Origin of the sequence: Acinetobacter sp. ANC 4648 (assembly GCF_002135345.1) — a bacterium.
Classification (GTDB): domain Bacteria; phylum Pseudomonadota; class Gammaproteobacteria; order Pseudomonadales; family Moraxellaceae; genus Acinetobacter.
The window spans coordinates 1-22,177 of record NZ_NEGI01000004.1 but is presented as its reverse complement, the minus strand read 5'-3'; the positions used below and the strand labels follow the sequence as shown (position 1 = coordinate 22,177).

Annotated in this window: 20 protein-coding genes and 1 pseudogene; 16 read left to right on the top strand and 5 right to left on the bottom strand. The window is 35.7% G+C overall.

The window, feature by feature from the left end; translation table 11 throughout:
* The first annotated feature begins 145 nt into the window (after positions 1–145).
* The 5 genes from dusB to B9T27_RS07790 all read left to right on the top strand — a co-directional run bounded on the left by dusB (position 146) and on the right by B9T27_RS07790 (position 3,647).
* Positions 146–1,165 carry a tRNA dihydrouridine synthase DusB gene (gene dusB / locus B9T27_RS07810; protein WP_265733418.1) on the top strand — a complete coding sequence of 340 codons (1,020 nt, stop codon included), beginning with the start codon at positions 146–148 and terminating at the stop codon, positions 1,163–1,165.
* A gap of 329 nt (positions 1,166–1,494) precedes the next feature.
* Positions 1,495–1,902: a roadblock/LC7 domain-containing protein gene (locus B9T27_RS07805; protein WP_086206286.1), complete on the top strand. Its 408-nt coding sequence runs from the start codon at positions 1,495–1,497 to the stop codon at positions 1,900–1,902.
* Positions 1,903–2,291: 389 nt separating this feature from the next.
* Positions 2,292–2,648, top strand: a complete 357-nt coding sequence (locus B9T27_RS07800) for a hypothetical protein (protein WP_086206285.1) — start codon at positions 2,292–2,294, stop codon at positions 2,646–2,648.
* Positions 2,649–2,755: 107 nt separating this feature from the next.
* Entirely contained in the window at positions 2,756–2,974 is a 219-nt protein-coding gene (locus B9T27_RS07795) for a DUF1653 domain-containing protein (RefSeq protein ID WP_086206284.1), read from the top strand.
* A gap of 79 nt (positions 2,975–3,053) precedes the next feature.
* Entirely contained in the window at positions 3,054–3,647 is a 594-nt protein-coding gene (locus B9T27_RS07790; protein WP_086206283.1) for an O-methyltransferase, read from the top strand.
* A 38-nt stretch (positions 3,648–3,685) separates the two neighbouring features.
* Here the strand turns inward: B9T27_RS07790 and B9T27_RS07785 are convergent, their stop codons facing one another.
* Positions 3,686–3,892, bottom strand: a complete 207-nt coding sequence (locus B9T27_RS07785; RefSeq protein ID WP_086206282.1) for a KTSC domain-containing protein — start codon at positions 3,890–3,892, stop codon at positions 3,686–3,688.
* Between the two features lie 450 nt (positions 3,893–4,342).
* Between B9T27_RS07785 and B9T27_RS07780 the strand changes: the two genes are divergently transcribed.
* Positions 4,343–5,116: a glucose 1-dehydrogenase gene (locus B9T27_RS07780; RefSeq protein WP_086206281.1), complete on the top strand. Its 774-nt coding sequence runs from the start codon at positions 4,343–4,345 to the stop codon at positions 5,114–5,116.
* A gap of 90 nt (positions 5,117–5,206) precedes the next feature.
* Here the strand turns inward: B9T27_RS07780 and ahpC are convergent, their stop codons facing one another.
* Entirely contained in the window at positions 5,207–5,770 is a 564-nt protein-coding gene (gene ahpC / locus B9T27_RS07775) for an alkyl hydroperoxide reductase subunit C (protein ID WP_086202749.1), read from the bottom strand.
* 404 nt (positions 5,771–6,174) lie between these two features.
* On the opposite strand from ahpC, the gene hrpA reads away from it, so the two are divergent.
* The 9 genes from hrpA to B9T27_RS07730 all read left to right on the top strand — a co-directional run bounded on the left by hrpA (position 6,175) and on the right by B9T27_RS07730 (position 20,007).
* Positions 6,175–9,996, top strand: coding sequence for an ATP-dependent RNA helicase HrpA (gene hrpA / locus B9T27_RS07770; protein WP_416224396.1), 3,822 nt, complete (start codon positions 6,175–6,177; stop codon positions 9,994–9,996).
* A 46-nt stretch (positions 9,997–10,042) separates the two neighbouring features.
* Positions 10,043–11,158 carry a beta-ketoacyl-ACP synthase III gene (locus tag B9T27_RS07765; RefSeq protein WP_086206279.1) on the top strand — a complete coding sequence of 372 codons (1,116 nt, stop codon included), beginning with the start codon at positions 10,043–10,045 and terminating at the stop codon, positions 11,156–11,158.
* Positions 11,159–11,185: 27 nt separating this feature from the next.
* Complete coding sequence (locus B9T27_RS07760) at positions 11,186–11,974, top strand: 1-acyl-sn-glycerol-3-phosphate acyltransferase (RefSeq protein WP_086206278.1); 789 nt, start codon at positions 11,186–11,188, stop codon at positions 11,972–11,974.
* A gap of 8 nt (positions 11,975–11,982) precedes the next feature.
* Entirely contained in the window at positions 11,983–12,381 is a 399-nt protein-coding gene (locus tag B9T27_RS07755) for a GFA family protein (protein WP_086206277.1), read from the top strand.
* 295 nt (positions 12,382–12,676) lie between these two features.
* Positions 12,677–14,956: an Ig-like repeat protein Blp2 gene (blp2, locus tag B9T27_RS07750; protein WP_086206276.1), complete on the top strand. Its 2,280-nt coding sequence runs from the start codon at positions 12,677–12,679 to the stop codon at positions 14,954–14,956.
* 372 nt (positions 14,957–15,328) lie between these two features.
* The gene (locus tag B9T27_RS07745) at positions 15,329–16,843 is read left to right on the top strand and encodes a flavin-containing monooxygenase (RefSeq protein ID WP_086206275.1); all 1,515 of its coding nucleotides are present in this window, start codon (positions 15,329–15,331) and stop codon (positions 16,841–16,843) included.
* 41 nt (positions 16,844–16,884) lie between these two features.
* Positions 16,885–17,721 (top strand): SDR family oxidoreductase, encoded by an 837-nt coding sequence (locus B9T27_RS07740; protein ID WP_086206274.1) that lies wholly within the window; start codon positions 16,885–16,887, stop codon positions 17,719–17,721.
* Positions 17,722–18,037: 316 nt separating this feature from the next.
* Positions 18,038–18,865, top strand: coding sequence for an SDR family oxidoreductase (locus B9T27_RS07735; RefSeq protein WP_086206273.1), 828 nt, complete (start codon positions 18,038–18,040; stop codon positions 18,863–18,865).
* Between the two features lie 212 nt (positions 18,866–19,077).
* The gene (locus tag B9T27_RS07730) at positions 19,078–20,007 is read left to right on the top strand and encodes a LysR family transcriptional regulator (protein ID WP_086206272.1); all 930 of its coding nucleotides are present in this window, start codon (positions 19,078–19,080) and stop codon (positions 20,005–20,007) included.
* Positions 20,008–20,027: 20 nt separating this feature from the next.
* Here the strand turns inward: B9T27_RS07730 and B9T27_RS07725 are convergent, their stop codons facing one another.
* Positions 20,028–20,645: a TetR/AcrR family transcriptional regulator gene (locus B9T27_RS07725; RefSeq protein ID WP_086206271.1), complete on the bottom strand. Its 618-nt coding sequence runs from the start codon at positions 20,643–20,645 to the stop codon at positions 20,028–20,030.
* A gap of 109 nt (positions 20,646–20,754) precedes the next feature.
* On the opposite strand from B9T27_RS07725, the gene B9T27_RS07720 reads away from it, so the two are divergent.
* Complete coding sequence (locus tag B9T27_RS07720) at positions 20,755–20,973, top strand: hypothetical protein (RefSeq protein WP_086206270.1); 219 nt, start codon at positions 20,755–20,757, stop codon at positions 20,971–20,973.
* A gap of 124 nt (positions 20,974–21,097) precedes the next feature.
* Here B9T27_RS07720 and pcaD read toward each other — a convergent pair whose 3' ends face one another.
* Both pcaD and B9T27_RS07710 read right to left on the bottom strand, forming a co-directional pair.
* Entirely contained in the window at positions 21,098–21,874 is a 777-nt protein-coding gene (pcaD, locus tag B9T27_RS07715; RefSeq protein WP_086206269.1) for a 3-oxoadipate enol-lactonase, read from the bottom strand.
* Positions 21,874–22,177, bottom strand: a pseudogene (locus B9T27_RS07710) (acetyl-CoA C-acyltransferase); the annotation flags it as partial. The pseudogene B9T27_RS07710 and the gene pcaD, both read right to left, overlap by 1 nt.

Here is a 22,177-nt window from a genome sequence, read left to right as displayed (position 1 = left end):
TTACGCCATGAAATTAGATTTACGCCATAAGGGCGATTATGGCGTAAATAAGGCGTAAAGAATAGTTAAGAATGATTGAAAATGATGTAAAACCTTTGAGAATATGGGAAAGTAGAAATTGAGTAAAAACAACGTAATTGCAGAATTGTTTGATAAAACAAAGACTACGCCTATTTTTGTCGCACCGATGGCGGGTGTTACTGATCGTCCCTTTAGGACACTCTGCAAGTACTTTGGCGCAGGACATGCAGTTAGTGAAATGATGACATCTGATCAGACTTTACGAATGAGCAAAAAAAGTCTATATCGAGCTAATTTTGAGGGTGAACTTGCACCTATCTCTGCGCAAATTGCTGGCTCTGAACCAGAACAGTTGGCAGAAGCAGCACGTTATCAAGTGGCCAATGGTGCACAAATTGTTGATATTAATATGGGTTGCCCTGCTAAAAAAGTCTGCAATAAATTAGCGGGTTCTGCCTTACTCAAAGATGAAGATTTAGTTGCACGAATTTTAGATACCGTTGTTGCTGCAGTAGATGTTCCAGTAACACTAAAAACTCGTTTAGGTTTTTTAAATGGTGAGGAAAATATTCTCCGTGTTGCACGACGTGCGGAAGAAGCGGGAATTGCTGCTATAGCTTTACATGGTCGTACTCGTGAAGATATGTATTTAAATACCGCACGTTATAGTTTAATTAAAGAAATTAAGCAGATGTTGTCAATCCCAGTGATTGCAAATGGTGATATCGATAGTCCAGAGAAAGCTAAATATGTATTGGATTATACGGGTGCTGATGCGGTCATGATTGGACGTGCGGCACAAGGTCGTCCTTGGATTTTTCGTGAAATTTCACATTATTTAGCAACAGGTGAGCATTTAGTTGCGCCAAATATTCAAGAAGTAAAAGATGTGCTGCTTGGACATTTATCTGAGCTGTATCAATTTTATGGAGAATATTCGGGTTGTCGTATTGCTCGTAAACATATTGCTTGGTATACCAAAGGCTTACGTTCAAGTAATGAGTTTCGCCAAAACATGTATAAAGTTGAAAGCACGCTTGACCAAGCGCAAGTTGTCGAAAATTATTTTAATCATTTACTTGATCAAGGCACTATTATGAGTGATGTACAGCTCGAAGTAGTAAATTTACTTGAGCTTAACTAGCTTAAAGAGGCAAGTTGTCTCATATATGAACTTATTTTATCGGTCAATTTTCACTTAATTAAGGGCTAGGTAAAATAATTTTAGGCGCCCAAATGGCCTTTTAAAAGTCAAGAATAAGTAAAATGAAAATAGCTGATCTGAATAGTTAGCCAATTGATATCTCTATAAATATAATTGGTCTAAGGAGTAAAGATATTAGTGTAAATATGATATAAAGCATGATTAATATCATAGTTTTTGTTTGAGCCACTTTGGAGGGAGTTTCTATTTATTTTAATTCTTTTTAAAAGTTTAAACAAATTAGAGTTAAGACGTAGATAGGTTCGAGCATGTTAAATATTAATTTCACCAGAAAAATTCCCAATGATTATGTTGAATTTGGTGAAAATCAAATTAGACAATTATTAAATGCTGTATCAGGTGTGGAATTTGTGATGCTTTGTTCATCCGATGGTTTTGAAATTGCATTGGCCAATAAAAAAAATATTACGAATTCGGGTAAAATTGCGGCAGTTAGTAGCTCTATTCTTGCAATGGTGACGGCATTTATCTCAGAAATTAATTTAATTGGCTGTCAAAGCATTACATTAGATGCAGAAAATGGAAAAGCAATTTTAACATCGATTCCAAATGATAAATATCCTTTAGTCATGGTTGTTTTAACATCGAAAGATATTTTGTTAGGGCGTATGTTGTATGAAATTAAGGAAACAGTGGATGCTTTGGTTAAGTATTAATTTAGTTTTTATAAATAATTGTAATTTATTATAATAATGATTTTTAAATACCCAGAAATAAATGTAAGAATAGTTGAATTGTAGATTGAAAATGGTACGGAAATATGGCATTTTTATAAAATATTAGTCTAGATAGCTGACAAGTAAAATTTGCAATATTTAGCTATTGAGTTATTCATATGGTTCAGGTTAACTGAATAAAACTAGAAGAAATCAATGGACGGTATTAGTAGTTTTTTGATAAGACTGAACTTTGGGTTTTTTAGAAAAGGATCATAGGATTAATGTAAATTATGACGATGATCAAATGAGTATCATAGTTCTGGTTAGCAAAATAATTTGTTTAGCTAGAAATAAACAACAATTCTTAACATAAATCGGGGAATTTCATGGCTCGTATTACTTTAGATCAATTAACAGATATTGACGGTTTTATTTGTGCTGCATTAGTAGATAGCGAAAGTGGTTTATCATTAGCGACTGCTGGAACTGGCATTGACTTAGAATTAGCTGCTGCTGGTAATACAGAAGTGATTCGTGCTAAGCGTAAGGTTGCTAAAGCCTTAAAGTTGGACGATGAAATTGAAGATATTTTGATTACTTTAGGTAAACAATATCACTTAATTCGTCCATTAGATTCTAATGATAATCTTTTCCTTTACCTTGTGTTAGATCGTGCTAAATCTAATTTAGCAATGTCTCGTCATGAATTAAAAGCATTTGAAAAAGAATTAGATTTTTCTTAAGTTAATACCTAAAAACTCGCTTAAGGGCGAGTTTTTTTATATCTAGAGTTTTCTTTTTTATATGCATGTTCTAAGATTGAAGAATTCATTTAATCAATGTCGTAAATATGCTGAAACGTGGAATATATCAACATTATAAAGGGAATTTATATCAAATTTTTTATGTGGCGACACATAGCGAAACCAGAGAAAAATTAGTTGTATATCAATGTTTATATGCAGACTATTCGATGTGGACTCGACCTTTAGAGATGTTTCTAGAAAATGTTCAACTAGAAAGTGGAGAAATTGTTCCAAGGTTTAAACTGTTGCAAGAAACTGATTGAAAAATAAGAAATAGTCACTCGAATGACCTCTTTAGTCAGCATTATGGACGTGTTTGAACTATTTAATGGAAGATAAAAGATGAGTTTAAGTCCTCAATTTCTACATCGCGTTAATGAGTTGTATCAAAATTTTATAAAATTTGATGCGACTCAGTGCGATCGCTTGAATCGTTATCGAAATATTGAACCTGAATCTGCACAGTATTTGGCAATGCAAATTCGAATTCAGCAATCCAAAAATATTTTAGAAATCGGTACGTCTACAGGATACTCAACATTATGGCTTGCAGGAGCTGCACAAAATGTTGGTGCGAAAATTACAACTTTAGAAATTGACCCTAAAAGAACAATGCAAGCACAGCAGTATGCCCAAGAGTTGGCTGTTGATGACGTAATTGATTTCTGGGTTGGAGATGCAAAAGATTTTTTATCAGTATCAAATCAATACTATGATTTTATTTTTTTAGATGCTGAGCGTAATAACTATATTGAATATTGGGGATATTTAAAGAAGATGATTCATCCCAAGGGTGGTGTACTTATTGTTGATAATGTAATTTCACATGCTGCCGAAGTCAAAAAATTTATCGAGGCTGTAAGGCAAGATCAACGTTTTATGACGACAATTCTTGCATTGGGTGCAGGGTTATTTATTGTGGTTTACAAGGATTGATATGAAAAGATCAGAATTTAATTCTGATCTTTAGAGAGCTAAATGATTGAAACACGAGTAAAATGTAAATCATATTCTAGATATTTGTGTACGAAAGCTGTTTTATCACTACATCGAAGTAAATTATTATAAATAAATTCAGGTACTGGGTGGTAGAGCTCGCCTGAACCATTATTATAAAAAATTTTTAAATATCGTGAGGAAGCATTGTACTTCCAAGAAGTTACGGCAAGCATAGTTCCCATAAGCAACCCCTTAATTTTATGTATTATTTCGCAAAAAATTTATACTTCTGCTTCATTTGAAATTAATTGAAATGAGGGGGGGAATATATAGCATATTTGTAAAATTATTTTCTGATTTATCTACTTATAAATTAATAAAAATCATCCCTCCAAGATCCCTAAAATCGATTTTTAGTTCTATATTCTAAGTATTAAAAAAGTGGCTTACATTTATGTTTTATCGTATTTCCATTTTAAGTTTATTAATTAGGTAAGTGTATGGAAAATAAATATAAATTATGATGTCTGGATAAATTGAATTATTAAAATACCAGCAGCTTAATTCTGATTAGAAAATGTAATTTATAGATGCTTATTTGTTACCTAATCAAAATAAATTGTTATAAGAACATATGATTATTCAATCCAGTTAATTTTACAGTATGACTGACTAATAAAAAGGTAGACAGTATGCAGATTAATACGTTGTTTAATCTAAAGAATAAGGTTGCTATTGTTACAGGTGGCGCAAATGGAATTGGTAAAGCAACAGCATTGCTGTTGGCAGAAGCTGGTGCAGATGTTGTTATTGCCGATTTAAATTTAGAGAAGGCTCAAAAGGTCGCTGAAGAAATTGAAAAAATAGGTACAAAAGCACTGGCGATTGAATGTAATATTTTGAATGATCAAAGTTTAGTAGATTTGGTTGATTTAACTGTCAAAAAATTTGGTACGGTCAATATTCTCATCAATAATGCAGGTGGCGGTGGAGGGGGGCGTGAGAATCCCTTTAAAATTACCATTGAAGATATTAAACGAGATTATGAATTAAACGTATTTAGCGCATGGCGTTTAAGTCAATTGTGTGTGCCACATATGAAAAAATCCGGTTATGGCTCGATTGTAATTACCTCTTCTATGTCGAGTAAAAATACCTCTCCGAATATGAGTGGTTATGCTGGCTCTAAAGCCTCAGTCAATCATATGGTTGCAAACCTCGCGTTTGACTTTGGGCCAGAAGTTCGAATAAATGCAGTAGGTCCAGGCGCAACACGAACAGATGCTTTGGCGAGTGTCTTAACACCTGAAATTGAAGAAAAAATGTTGGAGCATACTCCAATTAAGCGCTTAGGAACTGCTGAAGATATTGCTGGAGCAATGTTGTATTTAGCTTCACCGATTTCTTCATGGGTCAGTGGACAAACAATTTTTGTAAATGGTGGTGGGATTCAGACTTTAGATTAAATGCTATTTTTGTGTATTAATAAAACACCTTAGAAATAAAAAACCACGCTTAAAGCGTGGTTTTTTGAATCAATTGAATTTAATCTAAAATTAGATTTTACCAACTAAATCAATTGAAGGAGCTAAAGTTGCATCGCCTTCTTTCCATTTAGCAGGGCAAACTTCACCTGGGTGAGCATGAACGTATTGTGCTGCTTTAACTTTACGAAGAAGTTCTTGCGCATCACGACCAATACCACCAGCGTTGATTTCAACGATTTGGATTTTACCTTCTGGATCGATAACGAAAGTACCACGGTCAGCAAGACCAGCAGATTCGATCAATACTTCGAAGTTTTTAGCAAGTGTCCAAGTCGGATCACCAACCATTACGTATTCAATTTTTTTGATTTCTTCAGAAGAATCGTGCCAAGCTTTGTGTGTGAAATGCGTATCAGTAGAAACTGAATAGATTTCAACGCCCAATTTTTTGAATTCTGCATAGTTGTCAGCAAGATCGCCAAGTTCTGTTGGGCAAACAAAAGTAAAGTCAGCTGGGTAAAAGAATACAACAGACCATTTACCTTTAAGATCAGCCTCAGTTACTTCAATGAATTGACCGTTATGGAATGCTTGGGTTTTAAATGGTTTAACTTCAGTATTAATTAAGCTCATCATTATCTCCATGATTGAGGTGTGTTTCTAATATATAACTAGCATAAAGAACTTTTTGTTATTGGTGAAATAGTATTTTTTCATCGCTAAAATCGGAAAATTGAATTTAGTATGACTCCAGTCACTATTTCATCAATTCCGATTATTTTGTACATCGCATATCTTTCCTCATTAATAGATGAAAAATATGATATTTAAATGACAAAATAATCTTTTATTTAACTCGTTATACAACATGAAGTCTTCGTGTTGATATTTCAAGGGCAAAATTGAAAAAATAGAAACTTTATAAAAAGACTATCCCTTTTTCTTCATGCCATTACAGCGTAAAATGCGCAGTTCAATTTCTTTTATTTTGGGATACATCATCTGTGTTAAGTCATTTAAATGTCGATCAATGGGTTATGGTTCGCGATCGCTATCGTTTAAATCGACTTCGTAAAGGTGGTGATGCCGATCAAAAGCAATATAATGAGTTGTTTGAACAGTCGAATTTAAAAGTTCGGGATCGTTTAAAGCGCTTACCAAATATTAAACTCAACCAAGATTTACCTGTAACGCAATATGCAGATAAATTGATTGCAGCGATTCAGAAACATCAAATTATTATTGTGGCTGGTGAAACGGGTTCTGGTAAAACTACTCAATTACCCCAAATTGCTATGCTTGCGGGGCGTGGTTTAACGGGGATGATTGGTCATACCCAACCACGTCGTTTGGCAGCACGTACTGTATCACAACGAATTGCAGAAGAAGTGGGTGAACCACTCGGCGAATCAATTGGTTTTAAAATTCGGTTTAATGAGCAAGGTTCACAAGATTCAATTGTTCGTTTAATGACAGATGGTATTCTGCTTGCAGAACTGACCAATGATCGCTATTTAAATAAATATGACACCATTATTATTGATGAAGCACATGAGCGTTCACTCAATATTGACTTTATCATGGGCTATCTTAAACAGCTGGTGAAAAAGCGCCCAGATTTAAAAATTATCATTACGTCAGCAACATTAGATGTTAATCGTTTTAGTCAATATTTTTATAATGCCCCAATATTTGAAGTTGAAGGACGTAGTTTTCCAGTAGAGGTGCGTTACCGTCCTATTTCTGAAATGAGTGTCGGTGGTAGCGATGATGATGAGTTTGATGATTTTGAGGAGAATCTACCGCGTGCAGTGGTACAAGCTGTCGAAGAGTGTTTTAAAGATGCCGAAGCAAAAGGACATCCTGAACATGCAGACATTCTGATTTTTTCTAGTACAGAGCAAGAAATTCGAGAACTACAAGAAACCTTACAAAAATTTGGTCCACGGCATACGCAAATTTTACCGTTGTATGCGCGTTTAGCTATTTCAGAGCAACAAAAGATTTTTAATGCAAGTAGTGGTGGACGTCGGATCATTATTGCTACCAACGTTGCTGAAACGGCACTCACAGTACCAAATATTCGCTATGTCATTGACAGTGGTTTTGCACGACTTTCACGCTATAACTATCGTTCTCGGGTACAACGCTTACCGATTGAAGCCATTTCTCAGGCGGCAGCTAATCAACGTAAAGGACGCTGTGGTCGTATTGCACCGGGTGTTTGTATCCGATTGTTTAGTGAAGAAGATTTTCAAGGTCGGCCTGAGTTTACCGAACCAGAAATTAAACGAACTAATTTAGCATCTGTTATTTTACAGATGCAAAGTTTAGGTTTTGGTGCAGTTGAGTCCTTTGATTTTATTGAACCACCGGATCATCGATTGGTAAATGATGGTCGCAAGCTTTTGATTGAGCTTGGTGCCTATTATGAAAACAAAGATGAGTTAACTAAGATTGGCACGCAAATGGCAAAAATGCCGATTGACCCACGTCTAGCTCGGATGATTTTAGGTGGCGCACATTTTGGTGTGCTCAATGAAGTTTTAATTATTGTTGCGGCATTGGCAGTACAAGATCCGCGTGAGCGCCCAGCCGATAAACAAAGTCAAGCTGATCAAAAACATGCTTTGTTTAAAGAAGGTGATTCGGACTTTTTGTTCTATATCAAACTGTGGGAAACTTTAGAAGAAAATCGTAAAAATTTAAATGAAAGTAAACGCCGGAATTTTGCGCGGCAGCATTTTTTAAGCTGGCTACGTTTACGTGAATGGCAAAAAACCCATGAACAATTGCTAGATTTAGCCAAAGGCTTAAAACTGTCATTGAATGACAAGCCTGCAAGTTATGAAAACTTACATCGAGCTTTACTTACAGGATTATTGTCTTTTATTGCCAACAAGACTGATGAACGTAATGTCTTTATGGCGGTACGCCAGCAAAAAGCCCGAATTTTCCCAGCATCAACTTTGCATAAAACCAGTGCTTCTTGGGTTATGGCATTTGAAATGGTCGAAACCTCGCAAGTCTATTTACGTAATTTGGCAAAAATTGAACCTGAATGGATTTTGCTAGCAGCACCAAATTTACTCAAGCATCATTATTTTGAACCACATTGGGCGAAAAAGCCGGGCATTGTGAATGCATATGATCAAATCTCGTTATTTGGTTTAATTATTGAGCCGAAAAAATCCATTAATTATGAAAAAGTTGATCCTGAAGCTGCGCATGAAATTTTCCTGCGTGATGCATTAACCACAGGTAATTTAGGCATTACACCACCATTTCTTAAACATAATCTACAGAAGTTAGACGAAGTTGAGCGGGTTGAAGATAAGTTACGTCGTCGTGATTTAGTGGTTGATGAAGAAACCATTTATCAGTTCTATGCAGCTAAAGTACCACCAGAAATTGCTAGTCGTCGTAGTTTTGAAGATTGGCGCGCAACTATTGAAACGAAAAATCCACGTTATTTATTTGTAGATGATGATGCCTTGTGGATGAACGATCGTCCTACGACGCAACAATTCCCTGATTATTTACATAATGGTCAGTTACGTTTAGCGGCAAGTTATCGTTTTGATCCTAGTCATGATGAAGATGGTGCAACCGTTAAAATTCCTGTGCAAGCGTTACCTCAGGTTGATGAAAATATTTGGTCGTGGGGCATTCCAGGTTGGCGGCAAAATTTAATTGAAGCCTTACTTAAGTCCTTGCCGAAAGATAAGCGCCGTAATTTAGTACCGATTCCTGATACTGCGCGTAAATTAATGCAAGGTGTTGATGCCACCCATTTAAATGAGCACATTTTTAAATATTTAGCGTTTCAATTACGTGGTGATCAAATTACAGAGAAAGATTTTTCTGTAGAGCGTATTGAGCAATATTTGATGCCATTCATTCACGTGATTGATGAAAAAGGTCGCGTTATTGAAAAAGGCCGTGATCTTGAAGAATTAAAGGCACGTTGTCGAACTGAAACACATAGTCCAGTGAGGCAGCTTAAAGGTGAATTTAAGACTTTCCCAGAAACATTTGTTTTTGAAGCATCGCAAAAAGTCACTGGGGTAGTGGTTAAGCAATATCAAGCACTTGTCCCAAGCAAAGTATTTGCAGAACTGGATGTAAAAGATGAATCTGGAATTGTGATTCAAACCTTTAATGATCAAACCGAAGCAATTAAGCAACATCGTGAAGGGGTGATTCGTCTTGTTCATATGCAATTGGGTGATTTGATTCGGCAGTTGAAAAAGCAAATTTCTAAATCCATGGCTTTAGCTTATGCCCCATTGGGTGATAAAGCACAACTTGAACAAATGCTGGTATATGCGACGTTACAAATGGCTATTACAGACTTGCCGATTGATGAAGCTGAGTTTCAAAAACTGTTGATACATGTCAAACAGAATTTCTTGAGCTATGGCCAAGAGGCTTTAAAAGTGATGGGTGAAATTTATATACAATGGCAAGAAATTCGCCAAAAATTATTACTGTTGGATCAGGAAATATTTGGAAAAAATATTGATGATATGGAAGATCAGCTTGATTTAATGGATTTATCTAATTTTGTATATAGCAAATCTGCCGATATCTGGCAAGAATTCCCACGTTATTTGAAAGCTTTATTGTTGCGTTTAGAGCGTTTGCCGAATAACCTAAACAGAGATAATGATGCAATTAAACAAGTCGATCCATGGATGGATAAATTATTTAAGTATAAAAATGACGTCCGTTTGAAAGAGTTGTACTTTATGTTGGAAGAGTTACGTATTTCCTTATTTTCTCAACCGATGAAAACAAAGATGCCAATTTCTCCAACTAGATTACAAAAAGTATGGGATCGTCTCGGAATCAGTTAAAATACGTTAAATTTAAGTTTGAATAGATTAGGAAAAGGAGTTTTACATGGGCATTCGTATTACTGGTACTGGCTTGTTTCACCCTCAAGAAGTCATTACCAATGAAGAGTTGGTTGATAGTTTAAATGCTTATGTAGAACTATTTAATAGTGAAAATGCTGAAAAGATTGCAGCTGGTGAGTTAACAGCTCGTCGTGGTTCAAGTGCTGAATTTATTGAAAAAGCATCAGGTGTACAGCAACGTTATGTTATTGAAAAATCAGGTGTCTTGAATCCTGAGCGATTACGTCCTTATTTGAAAGAACGTAGTAATGATGAGCTTTCTATTCAAGCAGAATGGGGCGTTATTGCTGCAAAACAAGCTATGGAAAATGCGGGTGTAACTGCTGAAGATATCGATGTAGTAATTTTAGCATGTTCAAATATGCAACGTGCTTATCCGGCAGTTGCGATTGAAATCCAAACAGCTTTGGGTATTCAAGGTTATGCTTATGATATGAATGTTGCATGTTCAGCAGCAACCTTTGGTTTAAAGCAGGCGTATGATGCGATAAAAACTGGTGCACGCCGTGTATTATTGGTCAATGTTGAAATTACATCAGGTCATACTGATTATCGCTCACGTGATTGTCATTTTATTTTCGGTGATGTGGCAACGGCTTCAATTATTGAAGAGACAGATAGTAAAACTGGCTTTGAAATTGTAGATACTCATTTATTTACGCAATTTTCAAACAATATTCGTAATAACTTTGGTTTCTTAAATCGTAGTGAAGATGCAGTCGTAGATGATAAGCTTTTTCGTCAAGATGGCCGTAAAGTCTTCAAAGAAGTATGTCCATTGGTTGCAAAAATCATTACGACTCAATTAGAAAAGAATGGCATTCAACCTAGCCATATTAAACGCTTTTGGTTGCATCAAGCCAATGCCAGTATGAATGAGTTAATTCTAAAATTAGTCGTGGGTAAACAGCTTGCTGAAGCAGATCCAGCACTCGTTCCGATTATTTTAAATGAGTTTGCCAATACGTCTTCTGCTGGCGTAATTATTGCTTTGCATCGTACTGCGGATCAAGTGAATGATGGTGAATATGGCGTACTGTGTTCATTTGGCGCGGGTTATTCAGTGGGTTCAATTTTAGTGCAAAAACATGTTATTTAACGTCTTTTCTTAATTGAGATAAAGAAGATGAAACAAAAAACGTTGCAAATTATGCATAGCCCGACATTAATTCGGCTTATAAGTGGTTTGCAGCGCTTTTATTTTTCTCCAACCTATTTAGGTACGGAGAATCTTGTGCCCAATCAACCAGCCATGTATGTGGGAAACCATACGCTTTATGGGGTTTTAGATTCACCTATTCTTATCGATTACTTATTCAATGAACACAAAATTGCAGTAGTGAGTTTGGCCGATCATGTGCACTTTCATATTCCACTGTGGCGAGAAATGGTCAAAAGAGTGGGAGCCATAGATGGTGTACAAGCTTATGCACGTCAAGCTATGCAGCAAGGTTACTCCATTTTAGTATTTCCAGGCGGTGGGCGTGAGGTGGTTAAGCGTAAAGGTGAGGCCTATCAACTAATTTGGAAACAGCGCTATGGATTTTTAAAGTTAGCTCAAGAATTTAATTATGAGATTGCGCCTTTTATTGCTTTAGGTGGGGATGAAGTTTTTGACTTAGCGTTGGATGTAAATAGTTTACTAAAGCAAAATTGGTTTAAAAAACTGTTAAGCTATCCTAAAATTTCTGAAGTACTACGGCATGGGGAAATAATCCCCTCAATACCTAAAAGTATTATTCCTAAAAAAATACCTTTTTATTTTAAGTTTTTACCCCGTTTAAGTTTGAATCATATGCAGTCTATGGAGGATCTGATTGAGTTCAGAGCGCAATTACAACAACAAATTTATACTGAAATTGAACTATTAAAACAGTATCGAGAAGATGATTTAAAATCTAAAAAAAATGATTAGAGGTCTTTATGTATACAGCTTCGTGTCTTTGTGGTGCTATTCATCTGCAAATTAATACCAAAATTTCAAAGATATTTGTGTGCCATTGTCAGCAATGCCAAAAAGCACAAGGTTCTGCCTTTGTCGCTATTGCGGTCATTCAAACTAAAGATTTAAAAATGATAAAAGGGCAAGAATTGTTTGGCGAATATTATGCAACTGAAAATAAAAAAAGAGTTTTTTGTAAAAACTGTGCATCACCACTTTTTAGTGCCCGTTTAGATAGACCAGATATCATTAGACTTCGTGTGGGAATTATCAATGAAGCCTTAAATGCAGAAATTAGTTCACATGCTTATACTGATAATAAGGCTGCATGGTTTGAAATTTTAGATGATTATCCAAAATTTTCAGCAGGATTAAGCTAATATTTAGGTTCGAAAATTTTGGACGTAGTTTATTGTTCTTATCGTCATCCAAGCTATAAAATTTAGTACAGTCTTTGTCATTGGTGCTGATTGAGAAAATGAGTCACTTAAAGTATTTCAACTTTAGACTATCGGGATGTGGGTTTATTCAATATAGATATTTTTTATCTAATTATAAGTATATATAGTTATGATTTTAAATCTTAATTTAATAATTAAGTGGAATTAACTTATTGATTTTAATATAGTCAGATACTGTGTGATTTTCAAAATTTAAAGATGAATAGAGGGAAATATGACAAGGATAATAGTTGCTGCAAAAATAGATAAAATACTTTTACAAGATACTCAGTCAAAAGTGGTCATATTATCGCAACCTTCTATTATTCAAGTAGGTATTACAAAAGAAGAGGTTTTATCTATTGTTAAAGATGGCAATAATATTGTTATCACTTTAAAAAATGGTGAAAAACTAATATTAGAAAATTTCTTTCAAACCAAGGGGATTACTGAGAATTCTTTAACCTTCCCTGAAAGAGATGGCAGTTTTGCTCTGACACATTTTGATGACCATGGTACTTTTACTAATTATTCAGGTTTAGCGCAGCTAGAAATTTTATCTTATAACAATACTGTAACGAATTCAGTGAACCGATTAGAAGCCTATCAAACTAAAGCACAGGATAATTTTTCCTTAGCAAATTTATGGTCTTCAGGTGCTGTAAAAGCAGGAGCTGGCCTAATCTCTGCGATTGGTTTGGGTTTATTACTGTTGGATGGAAATAATGATAGTCGCTCATCACCAAATTCAGATTTTTTGGCTCCCGATGCACCGACTGCGAAACTGAATGATTCTGGGATGACAATTGCTGGAACTGGAGAAATAGGAGCGACCATTTATGTGGTGGATAGCAATAAAAAAGTCTTAGCAAAAACGACAGTTGATAAATCGGGCCATTATCAAATCGAATTATTTCCAGCATTAACAGATGGTCATAAAGTGTTTGTGAATGCCACTGATAGTGCAGGAAATGCTTCCAAATATACAGTTATCACTGGGACCAAAGACACGATTGCGCCAGATGAACCACAGGCACAGTTAAGTGATGATGGTACAGTTGTATCTGGGAAGGCCGAAGCAAATTCTACACTGCATGTTTATGATACTGATGGAAAATTAATTGGTACGGCTAAAGCCAATGAAGCAGGTGTATTTTCTATTTTAGTCTCTCCTGCTTTAACGAAGGGTAAAATAGGAACCGTAGTTTCAGAAGATAGTGCTGGAAATAAATCGACGTCGCATGAGATTGTCGCAGGTAAAGATACATCTGCCCCAGATGCACCGAAACTTGAGATGAATAAAGAAGGGACTTTCGTAAAAGGAACAGCTGAAGCCAATAGTAAAGTCGAAATTCAAGATACTACTGGTAAGGTGATTGGTTCAGGAATGGTGGATGCAAATGGTCACTTCAGTATTTCAATTTTTCCTGCATTGGCTCTAAATCAATTCGGAACCATCACTATTGAAGATGCAGCAGGCAATAAATCTAGGCCTGTAGAAATAAAAGCAGGATTTGATACCCTTGCACCAGAAAAAGCCACCGCAGAATTAAATGCAGAGGGTAATAGCGTTATAGGTAAGGCTGAAGCTGATGCTAAAGTGATTGTGTATGATAAAGATAATAATTTATTAGGTACAGCAATGGCTGATGCTGAAGGTAAATATTCAATTACCTTATCTAAAGCATTAACTGAGAAGCAACTAGGATATGTTTATGTAATTGATGCTGCAGGTAATAAATCTGATGTGATGAATATTACGGGAACTAAAGATATAACGGCACCAGTCAAAGCTATACTGACACAAGTGACCGATGATTTTAATAATTTAGACAATAAGCCAGTTGAAATTACATCAGGCGGAACAGTTGATGATGTAAAGCCGATGTTTTCGGGAAAAGCTGAACCAGATGCTATTTTAACGATTTATGATAATGGTAAAGTTTTAGGGGTTATCACCGTAAAAAGTGGTACGACAACGAGCGTTGATTGGTCATTTACACCTAGTGTTGATTTAGGACTGGGAAGTCATACTATTACCCTCATTCAAACGGATAAGGCAGGCAATACCAGTTTGGTGAGTGATCCATTTCATTTTAGCATTGTAGAACCTGTGCCAGCTATAGTAGACCCAATGGCTGGTTTAATCAGTGCTTTGGCAACTCCTATAACTGCATACTCTTTGGAAAATGTCTTGGAGCAGTCACATTTTCAGGGCATAAGTGATTCAGCATTTATGCCTGACCATGATGAAATTCCTGCAATTTCAGAAATTATGAGTGAGCGTCAGATCAGTCATGAGCAAAATATAGATACGATTATCAATCAAGCAATCATTGAATCTATATTGAATGTAGATCATGCCAATCAGAGAGTAGATCAGCCGCAGGATACTTTTGTAGAATCAATTCCTATAAATAATATGGCCAGCTCTGAGATATTGATGGATTTAACTTTAGTGAGTCAAAAAGATAATTTACTTGATTCACTAAGTTTGAGTTATTCAATGATTTAATTTTGCTAATATTATGTTTAAGCACCTTTGGGTGCTTTATCGAGTCTTTTTTACTTATGCCATTAATATTAGATTCTTTATTTTTATAGTCTAAATATTCACGGAACAATCTAAATCCAAACATATTGTAAATACTTTACCGTGAGTATGCCAACCATACGCAGTTTATATGTTGAACCATTTCAACATCAATAACATTGATTTACACCTTGAGCTGTAAGAGGTTAGCATTTCGCATGGAGTCGATTACTTGGTTTATTCGTCAGAGGAAAATACCAAAATTATGTTCTAAAGTGTCCTACAAGGAAATTGACAAAGCATTCCAGTTTTGACAATGTACGTCTATTGTACATATTGTAAGCGATTGACCAAATGAAACAACAGCAAAATAATCAGAAAAAATCAATAAATTCAAACACAAAAAACTTTTATAAAGTGATTGTTGTAGGTGGCGGTTTTGCCGGTCTTGGTGCAGCCATTAAGTTGAAAGAAGCAGGCATTGACGATTTTATTTTATTGGAAAAAGCTGCAGAAATGGGAGGAGTATGGCGTGAAAATACCTATCCTGGATGTGCTTGTGATGTTCCATCGGCTTTATATTCCTATTCATTTGAGCAAAATCCTTCATGGACAAGAGTATTTGCAGAACAAAATGAAATTAAAAAGTATTTATTTGATGTAGTGGATAAATATAAAGTCATGCCACATGTACGATTAAAGCATGAAGCTCTACTAGCCAAGTGGTCAGATGCTGAAAACTGTTGGATCATTAATACTAATCAAGGTGAATTTAGATCTCAATTTGCCATTCTTGCTTGTGGCCCGATGCATGAACCCGTCTTGCCAGAAATTAAAGGCATTGAAAAGTTTAAAGGTGAAATTTTTCATTCATCACAATGGCGACATGATTTTGATTTAATAGGAAAACGAGTCGCTGTAGTAGGTACTGGTGCTTCTGCGATTCAGTTCATTCCGCAAATTCAACCGATGGTAAAGCAATTGACCGTATTTCAACGTACAGCTCAATGGATTTTACCAAAATCGGATATGCCTTTACCCTTACCGATTCGCACCATGTTTAAATTATTACCGCTGACACAGCAACTGATGCGTGGTTCAGTTTATGGCATTTTTGAAACCATCAATGGGGGAATTCAAAGTCCTACAGCAATGAAACAGTTCCAAAAATTAGCCAAATGGCATCTGAACTATCGTATTAAAGATCCTATTTTACGTGAAAAGCTGACCCCAAATTTCATCATTGGTTGTAAACGTATATTACAATCTAACAATTGGTATCCAGCTTTGGCACAAAAAAATGTGGCAGTGCTTGCAAGTGCCTTAGCTGAAATTAAAGGTAATACCCTAATTGCAGTAAATGGTGAAAGTTGTGAAGCAGATGTCATTATCCTCGGAACAGGTTTTGAAATTGCAGAACCGCCTATTGCACAACGTGTTTATAACCGTTTTGGGCAAAAAATGTCAGATGTATGGCAAGGTAGCCCAGAGGGTTATATGGGTACTATGATTGAAAATTGCCCGAATGGATTCTTGATGTTTGGGCCAAATGTTGCGGTGAGTTCATCTGCTTTTATTATTATTGAAGCACAATTGGACTATATTATTGATGCACTTAAGCAGGCAATAAAACTGGGCATTCAAACCATTGAACCGAACCCCGAAATTACTCAGCAATTTAATGCGAAGGTACAGGCAGCATTACAGACTACAGTATGGAATAAAGGTGGTTGTCAAAGTTATTTCATCGACCGTAACGGGAGAAACAGTACGGTTTGGCCGTGGACGACATTTAAATTGCGTGAAAAAATGAAACGCTTCAATTTAAAAGAATATTTGATTGATGAACAGATCGAGATGAAGAACTAAAGTTCTGCGTAAAAATAATTGAAAAAATTAAGGATATTACAATGCATAAAAAACAAAAATTACAAGGTAAAGTGATCGCAATTACGGGTGCTGCACGTGGTATTGGTTTAGCTACAGCAGAAGAACTTATTGCACAAGGTGCAGAAGTCAGTATCGGTGATATTGATTTAGAGCTTGCTGAAAAAGAAGCACGACGTATTGGTGCAAAAGCATTTCACGTTGATGTTAGGGATCGGAGTTCTTTTGCGCAATTTATTCATAACACTATTCAACATTATGGCAGTTTGTATTCACTCATTAATAATGCAGGCATTATGCCGATGGGGACATTCTTAGATGAAGATCCGGCATTGGCAGATGCACAAATTGATATTAATTTTCGCGGTGTAATCTATGGGATGCAATTGGCATTACCTGAATTACTCAAAAATGGTGTAGGTCATATCGTGAATATTGCATCACTTGCGGGACGCTTTGCCTTACCGGGTTCGGCAGTTTATTCGGGAACTAAGTTTGCTGTACTGGGCTTAACAGAAGCAGTTGCAGGGGAATACCGAAATTCTGCAATTCAATTTACAGCGATTCTACCGAGTAAAGTCTTGACGGAATTGACTACAGGTACAGATCAAGCAAGTAAAGCTATTCCTAGTGTAACATCACAACAGGTTGCTCAGGCGGTTGTAAGCGCATTGCTTAAACCAAGATTATTTATTGCCGTTCCAGATTATTTACAATCGGTATATCGTGTTTATGGTCTTTTACCACAATGGGTGCAAATAGCTGCTCGCCGAATTTTAAGCGATGATGGTATTTTAACGAAACTTGATCATCAAGCACATTCAGGTTATGCCAGTCGGATTCATAATCTGACTAAATAAACTAGTTGTAATCTTTTAGATTTAGATAGTGTATGAATCTTTAATATTATAAATAAAATGAGGCAAGGTTAATACAAATTTCAGCTGAGATTACGTCTGATCTTTTCGTGGTATCTTTAAATATAAAGAGGCTGACTCATCAGTGTTGTAAATGTTAGTTCAATGCATAGTTAAGTCAATTACACTCAAAAGTGTACTTACATATTGATTGAGTAGGTCATTTAGTAATTAAGGATATTACTAAAAAAATATTGAACTTAAGCCTTCTGGTTTTTCAGAATGAGTTGCGGTGCGGATAAAAGACAAAGAGGATACTATGTCACTAAAAGGTAAAACACTCTTCATTACAGGTGCAAGTCGCGGCATTGGGCGTGAAATTGCGCTGAAAGCAGCTCAAGATGGTGCAAATGTTGTGATTGCAGCAAAAACAGCGGTTGAACATTCAAAGCTTGAGGGTACAATTTTTTCAGTTGCGAAAGAAATTAAAGCAGCAGGTGGACAGGCTTTAGCAATACAACTTGATGTAAGAGATGAACAGGCTGTACAAGCTGCAATGAAACAAGCAGCTGATCAATTTGGTGGTATCGATATTCTGATTAATAACGCGGGTGCGATTAAATTATCTGGTGTGGAAACATTAGATCCACAACGTTTTGATTTAATGTATCAAGTGAATACGCGTGCAGTTTTAGTATGTAGTCAAGCCGCTTTACCATATTTGAAAAAGAGTGAAAATCCGCATATTTTAAGTTTATCGCCACCCTTAAATTTGAATGAAAAATGGTTTGCTTCTTATGCGCCGTATACCATAAGCAAGTATGGAATGAGTATGCTCACTATAGGGATGAGTCAAGAATTTGAACATTATAAAATTAGCGTAAATTCACTTTGGCCAAAAACAATTATTGCGACTGCCGCAATTGAATTCTCATTGGGTGGGCGAGCATTACTGAGCCGTGCCAGAAAACCAAGTATTATGGCAGATGCTGCGTATAGTATTTTGACTAGTGAGAAGCGTAAGATTTCTGGTCGATTATTAATTGATGAAGAAATTTTAAGAGAAGTGGGGGTTACAGACTTTGAGCAATATCGTGAAGGATCTTCTGAAGAAGAACTGATGATTGATCTATTTGTTGATGCGTAACATAATTTTTAATCAAATGTTCACAAGTAGATAAGATTGGCTTATCTACTTGTTTTTAAAGTTACTGTTAAATTTATATGCCACACATATTTATTTAATTAAGCTTTTGTTTTAATTTTAAACACTTTGTTTACTTTAGCATTGGAAAAAAATAAGAAAAGAGTAGATGATATTGTATTAATCACTCCTTAAAGTAAGCGAGAAATTTATTCGTGTTTGAATTGGACTGTAAACTGCTCAGTATATTTTATTATATTTATAAGTTTAAAAGTGTTTCGATGGCAGCTGATCATTTAGCTATGAGCCAGCCTACGGTTAGCAATATTCTGAATAAAATTAGACAGCACTATAACGACCCATTATTTTTAAGAATTGGCAATGAGATGGTTCCTACGGAACTGTCAAAACAATTATTTCCTTTGGTCAGTGAAGCACTAAACAAAGTTGAAATTATCAATAATTTCACCATTAATTTTGATGAAATGGCATCTCATCAACAGTTCACAGTCGCTATGACGGATGTTTCACATTTGGTACTGTTACCTAAAGTTTCGCAGTATTTAAAAAAACATGCCCCTCATATTAAACTGAATATACGTGCGATTACCTCTGAAACAAGTTATCAGATGGCAAATGGTGAAATTGATTTAGCCATTGGCTTTTTACCACAGTTAGAAAATGGTTTTTATCAGCAAAAGTTATTTGAACAGTACTATGTGGTAATTGCATCGAAGAATCATCCACGCTTACAAAGCAATAATTTGACGATTGAACAATATTTAAATGAGTCACATATTGATATTGATGCAGGCTTTGGGCATTACCATATTGAAAATGAGCTGTTAAATTTGGAGCTTCAACGTAATATTTTAATGCGTATTCCTAGCTATTTGGGAGTGGGTTTAGTGGTGCAAGAGACTGATGCGATTGCAACGGTGCCTTATTATTTAAGTGAAGTATTACTTTCACGAGGTAATTTACAAATCTTTGATGCGCCAATTGCTTTTCCAACCTATGCAGTCAAGCAATATTGGCACATGTCTTGCCATCATAAAACTAGCCACCAATGGTTAAGACATATGTTTTATGAAATTTTTAGTCAAGTGAATACGCCAATTTTAATTGATCCGCCTACGACTTAAAAAGTATTCACTTGAGCCAATTAAGTCTGTTTTTCAGGTTCAGACAGTTTATCTGGTGTCATGAGGGCTTGATTCACATATAGTTTGATCAAACGCTCTCTAGAACCAATAGATTTTTGATAATGCGTTGAATTTAAGAGTAATGATGCGCCGTAGGTAACCGTCCAGATATAGGACAAATAATCTCGAATTGACATTGTGCTATTTAATGCTTTTAGATGTTCGCCAAACATATCTTTAAGTTCCATAATTCGTGCTTCACGAATTCGATAGAGTTCTTCAAATAAGTCTTTGAGTTTTTTTTCATTATTTGTCAAACGTTCTTCAATGACATGTAACAGAATGGTGCGATTAGAATTAAGCATGTTATATAGCATGTATTGTGAAACATAGGTTTTAATATCATCATGATATATTTTTGAAATATCTAATAAGCGTTGTTCATTCAGAATAATTAGCTCTAAATACAGCTGATTTTTACTTTTAAAATGTTTATAAATGGTTCCCTTGGCAATATCGAGTTCTGTTGCAAGTTCACCTAAAGTTATATCTTGGTTGTTATCAAGCAATAGTGTTTCTGCCATCGCTAAAATTTTCTCCTTACGTAAAAGAAAATTTTGTTGGCGTACTGAAATCATTTTATAAGTTCCATAAAATATCTATAAAAGAACACTTGAATTATATCAGGTATCGTATCAGTAAAATGAATAAAACGTCAGCCATTTGAGCAATAAATAAGACTTAAGAATGCAACTTAATTCACATGAAAAAGATTTAAAAATATTGCATAAATACGATTTAAAGATAAAAATTTTAATTTTAATTTTAATTTTTATGCAGAAGTTAAAAGAATTTTTTTGCTTGATAGGTTTGAAATACCGTGGTGTTGTGGCATTGGTCTTGGCGAAAATAATGAATAGCCAAGAAAATGTTTGGTATAACAAAAAATCAAGCAGCGTAGGATGAGCTAAATATTGAGATAAAATTGTTTTTGGAAAGCAAGGTTATTTTTAACATTTTTTATCAAATTGATGGGTATTAATAAAAAAGGAACTCCTAAGGAGTTCCTTTTAAGGATGTGTGTTTGGTTTTAACTTAAGAACTGCTTTACTACGGTATTAAACGCTTCTGGAGCTTCAATATTCGAAATATGTGAAGCATCAATTTCAAATAGAGAACTATTTGAAATTTGAGCCTGCATAAATTGTCCATCGGTGACAGTGGTGACAGGATCTTGTAGACCCGCAATAATTAGTACAGGTACGGTAATCTGTTGTAACTGTGCACGGAGGTCCGCTTTAGCCAAAGCTTCACAACAACTTGCATAACCTTCTGCGCTGCTAGCTGCGAGGTCGTTACTCAGCGTTTCCACAAGTGTTGTTTGGCTTTGGATAAAGGGATCGGTAAACCAGCGTGATGCTGCGGTCGCGGCAATTGAGCTTAAGCCTTGCGTACGAACTAAAACTGCACGATCGAGCCAAGCTTGTTCTTGACCAATTTTGGCAGCAGTGTTACAGACAATCACCTGATTAAAACGTTGTGGGTAATGAATCGCTAGCCATTGACCAGTGAGCCCACCCATTGAAATACCACAGAATGCAGCCTTTTCAATATTTAAATGATCAAGTAAATTCACGACATCTTGGCCCAATTGATCAAGCGTATAAGGGCCTTGTGGTGCAGATGACGAGCCATGACCACGAGTGTCATAGCAAATTACAAAGAAATCATGCTTAAAATGATTAAACTGTTTTTGCCACATGCCAAAGTTAGTACCCAATGAATTGGAAAATACGAGAGCAGGGTTAGTTACATCACCAAAAGTTTGATAGTGAATGAGCGCATCATTGGATTGAAAAGTTGCCATTAGATAGATCCTTCACTTTGCACCCGTTGAATAATCAAAGCAATCCCTTGCCCGACACCAATACACATCGAACACAATGCATATTTTCCACCCGTTGCTTCAAGCTGATTCAATGCTGTCGTGACCAAACGTGCACCCGATGCACCTAAAGGATGACCCAAAGCAATCGCTCCACCATTGGGATTGACTTGTGTTGAGCCATCTTTAATACCCAATTCACGTGTCACTGCCAACGCTTGTGCTGCAAAGGCTTCATTTAGTTCAATGACATCCATTTGCTCAAGGGTTAAACTCGTTTGTGCT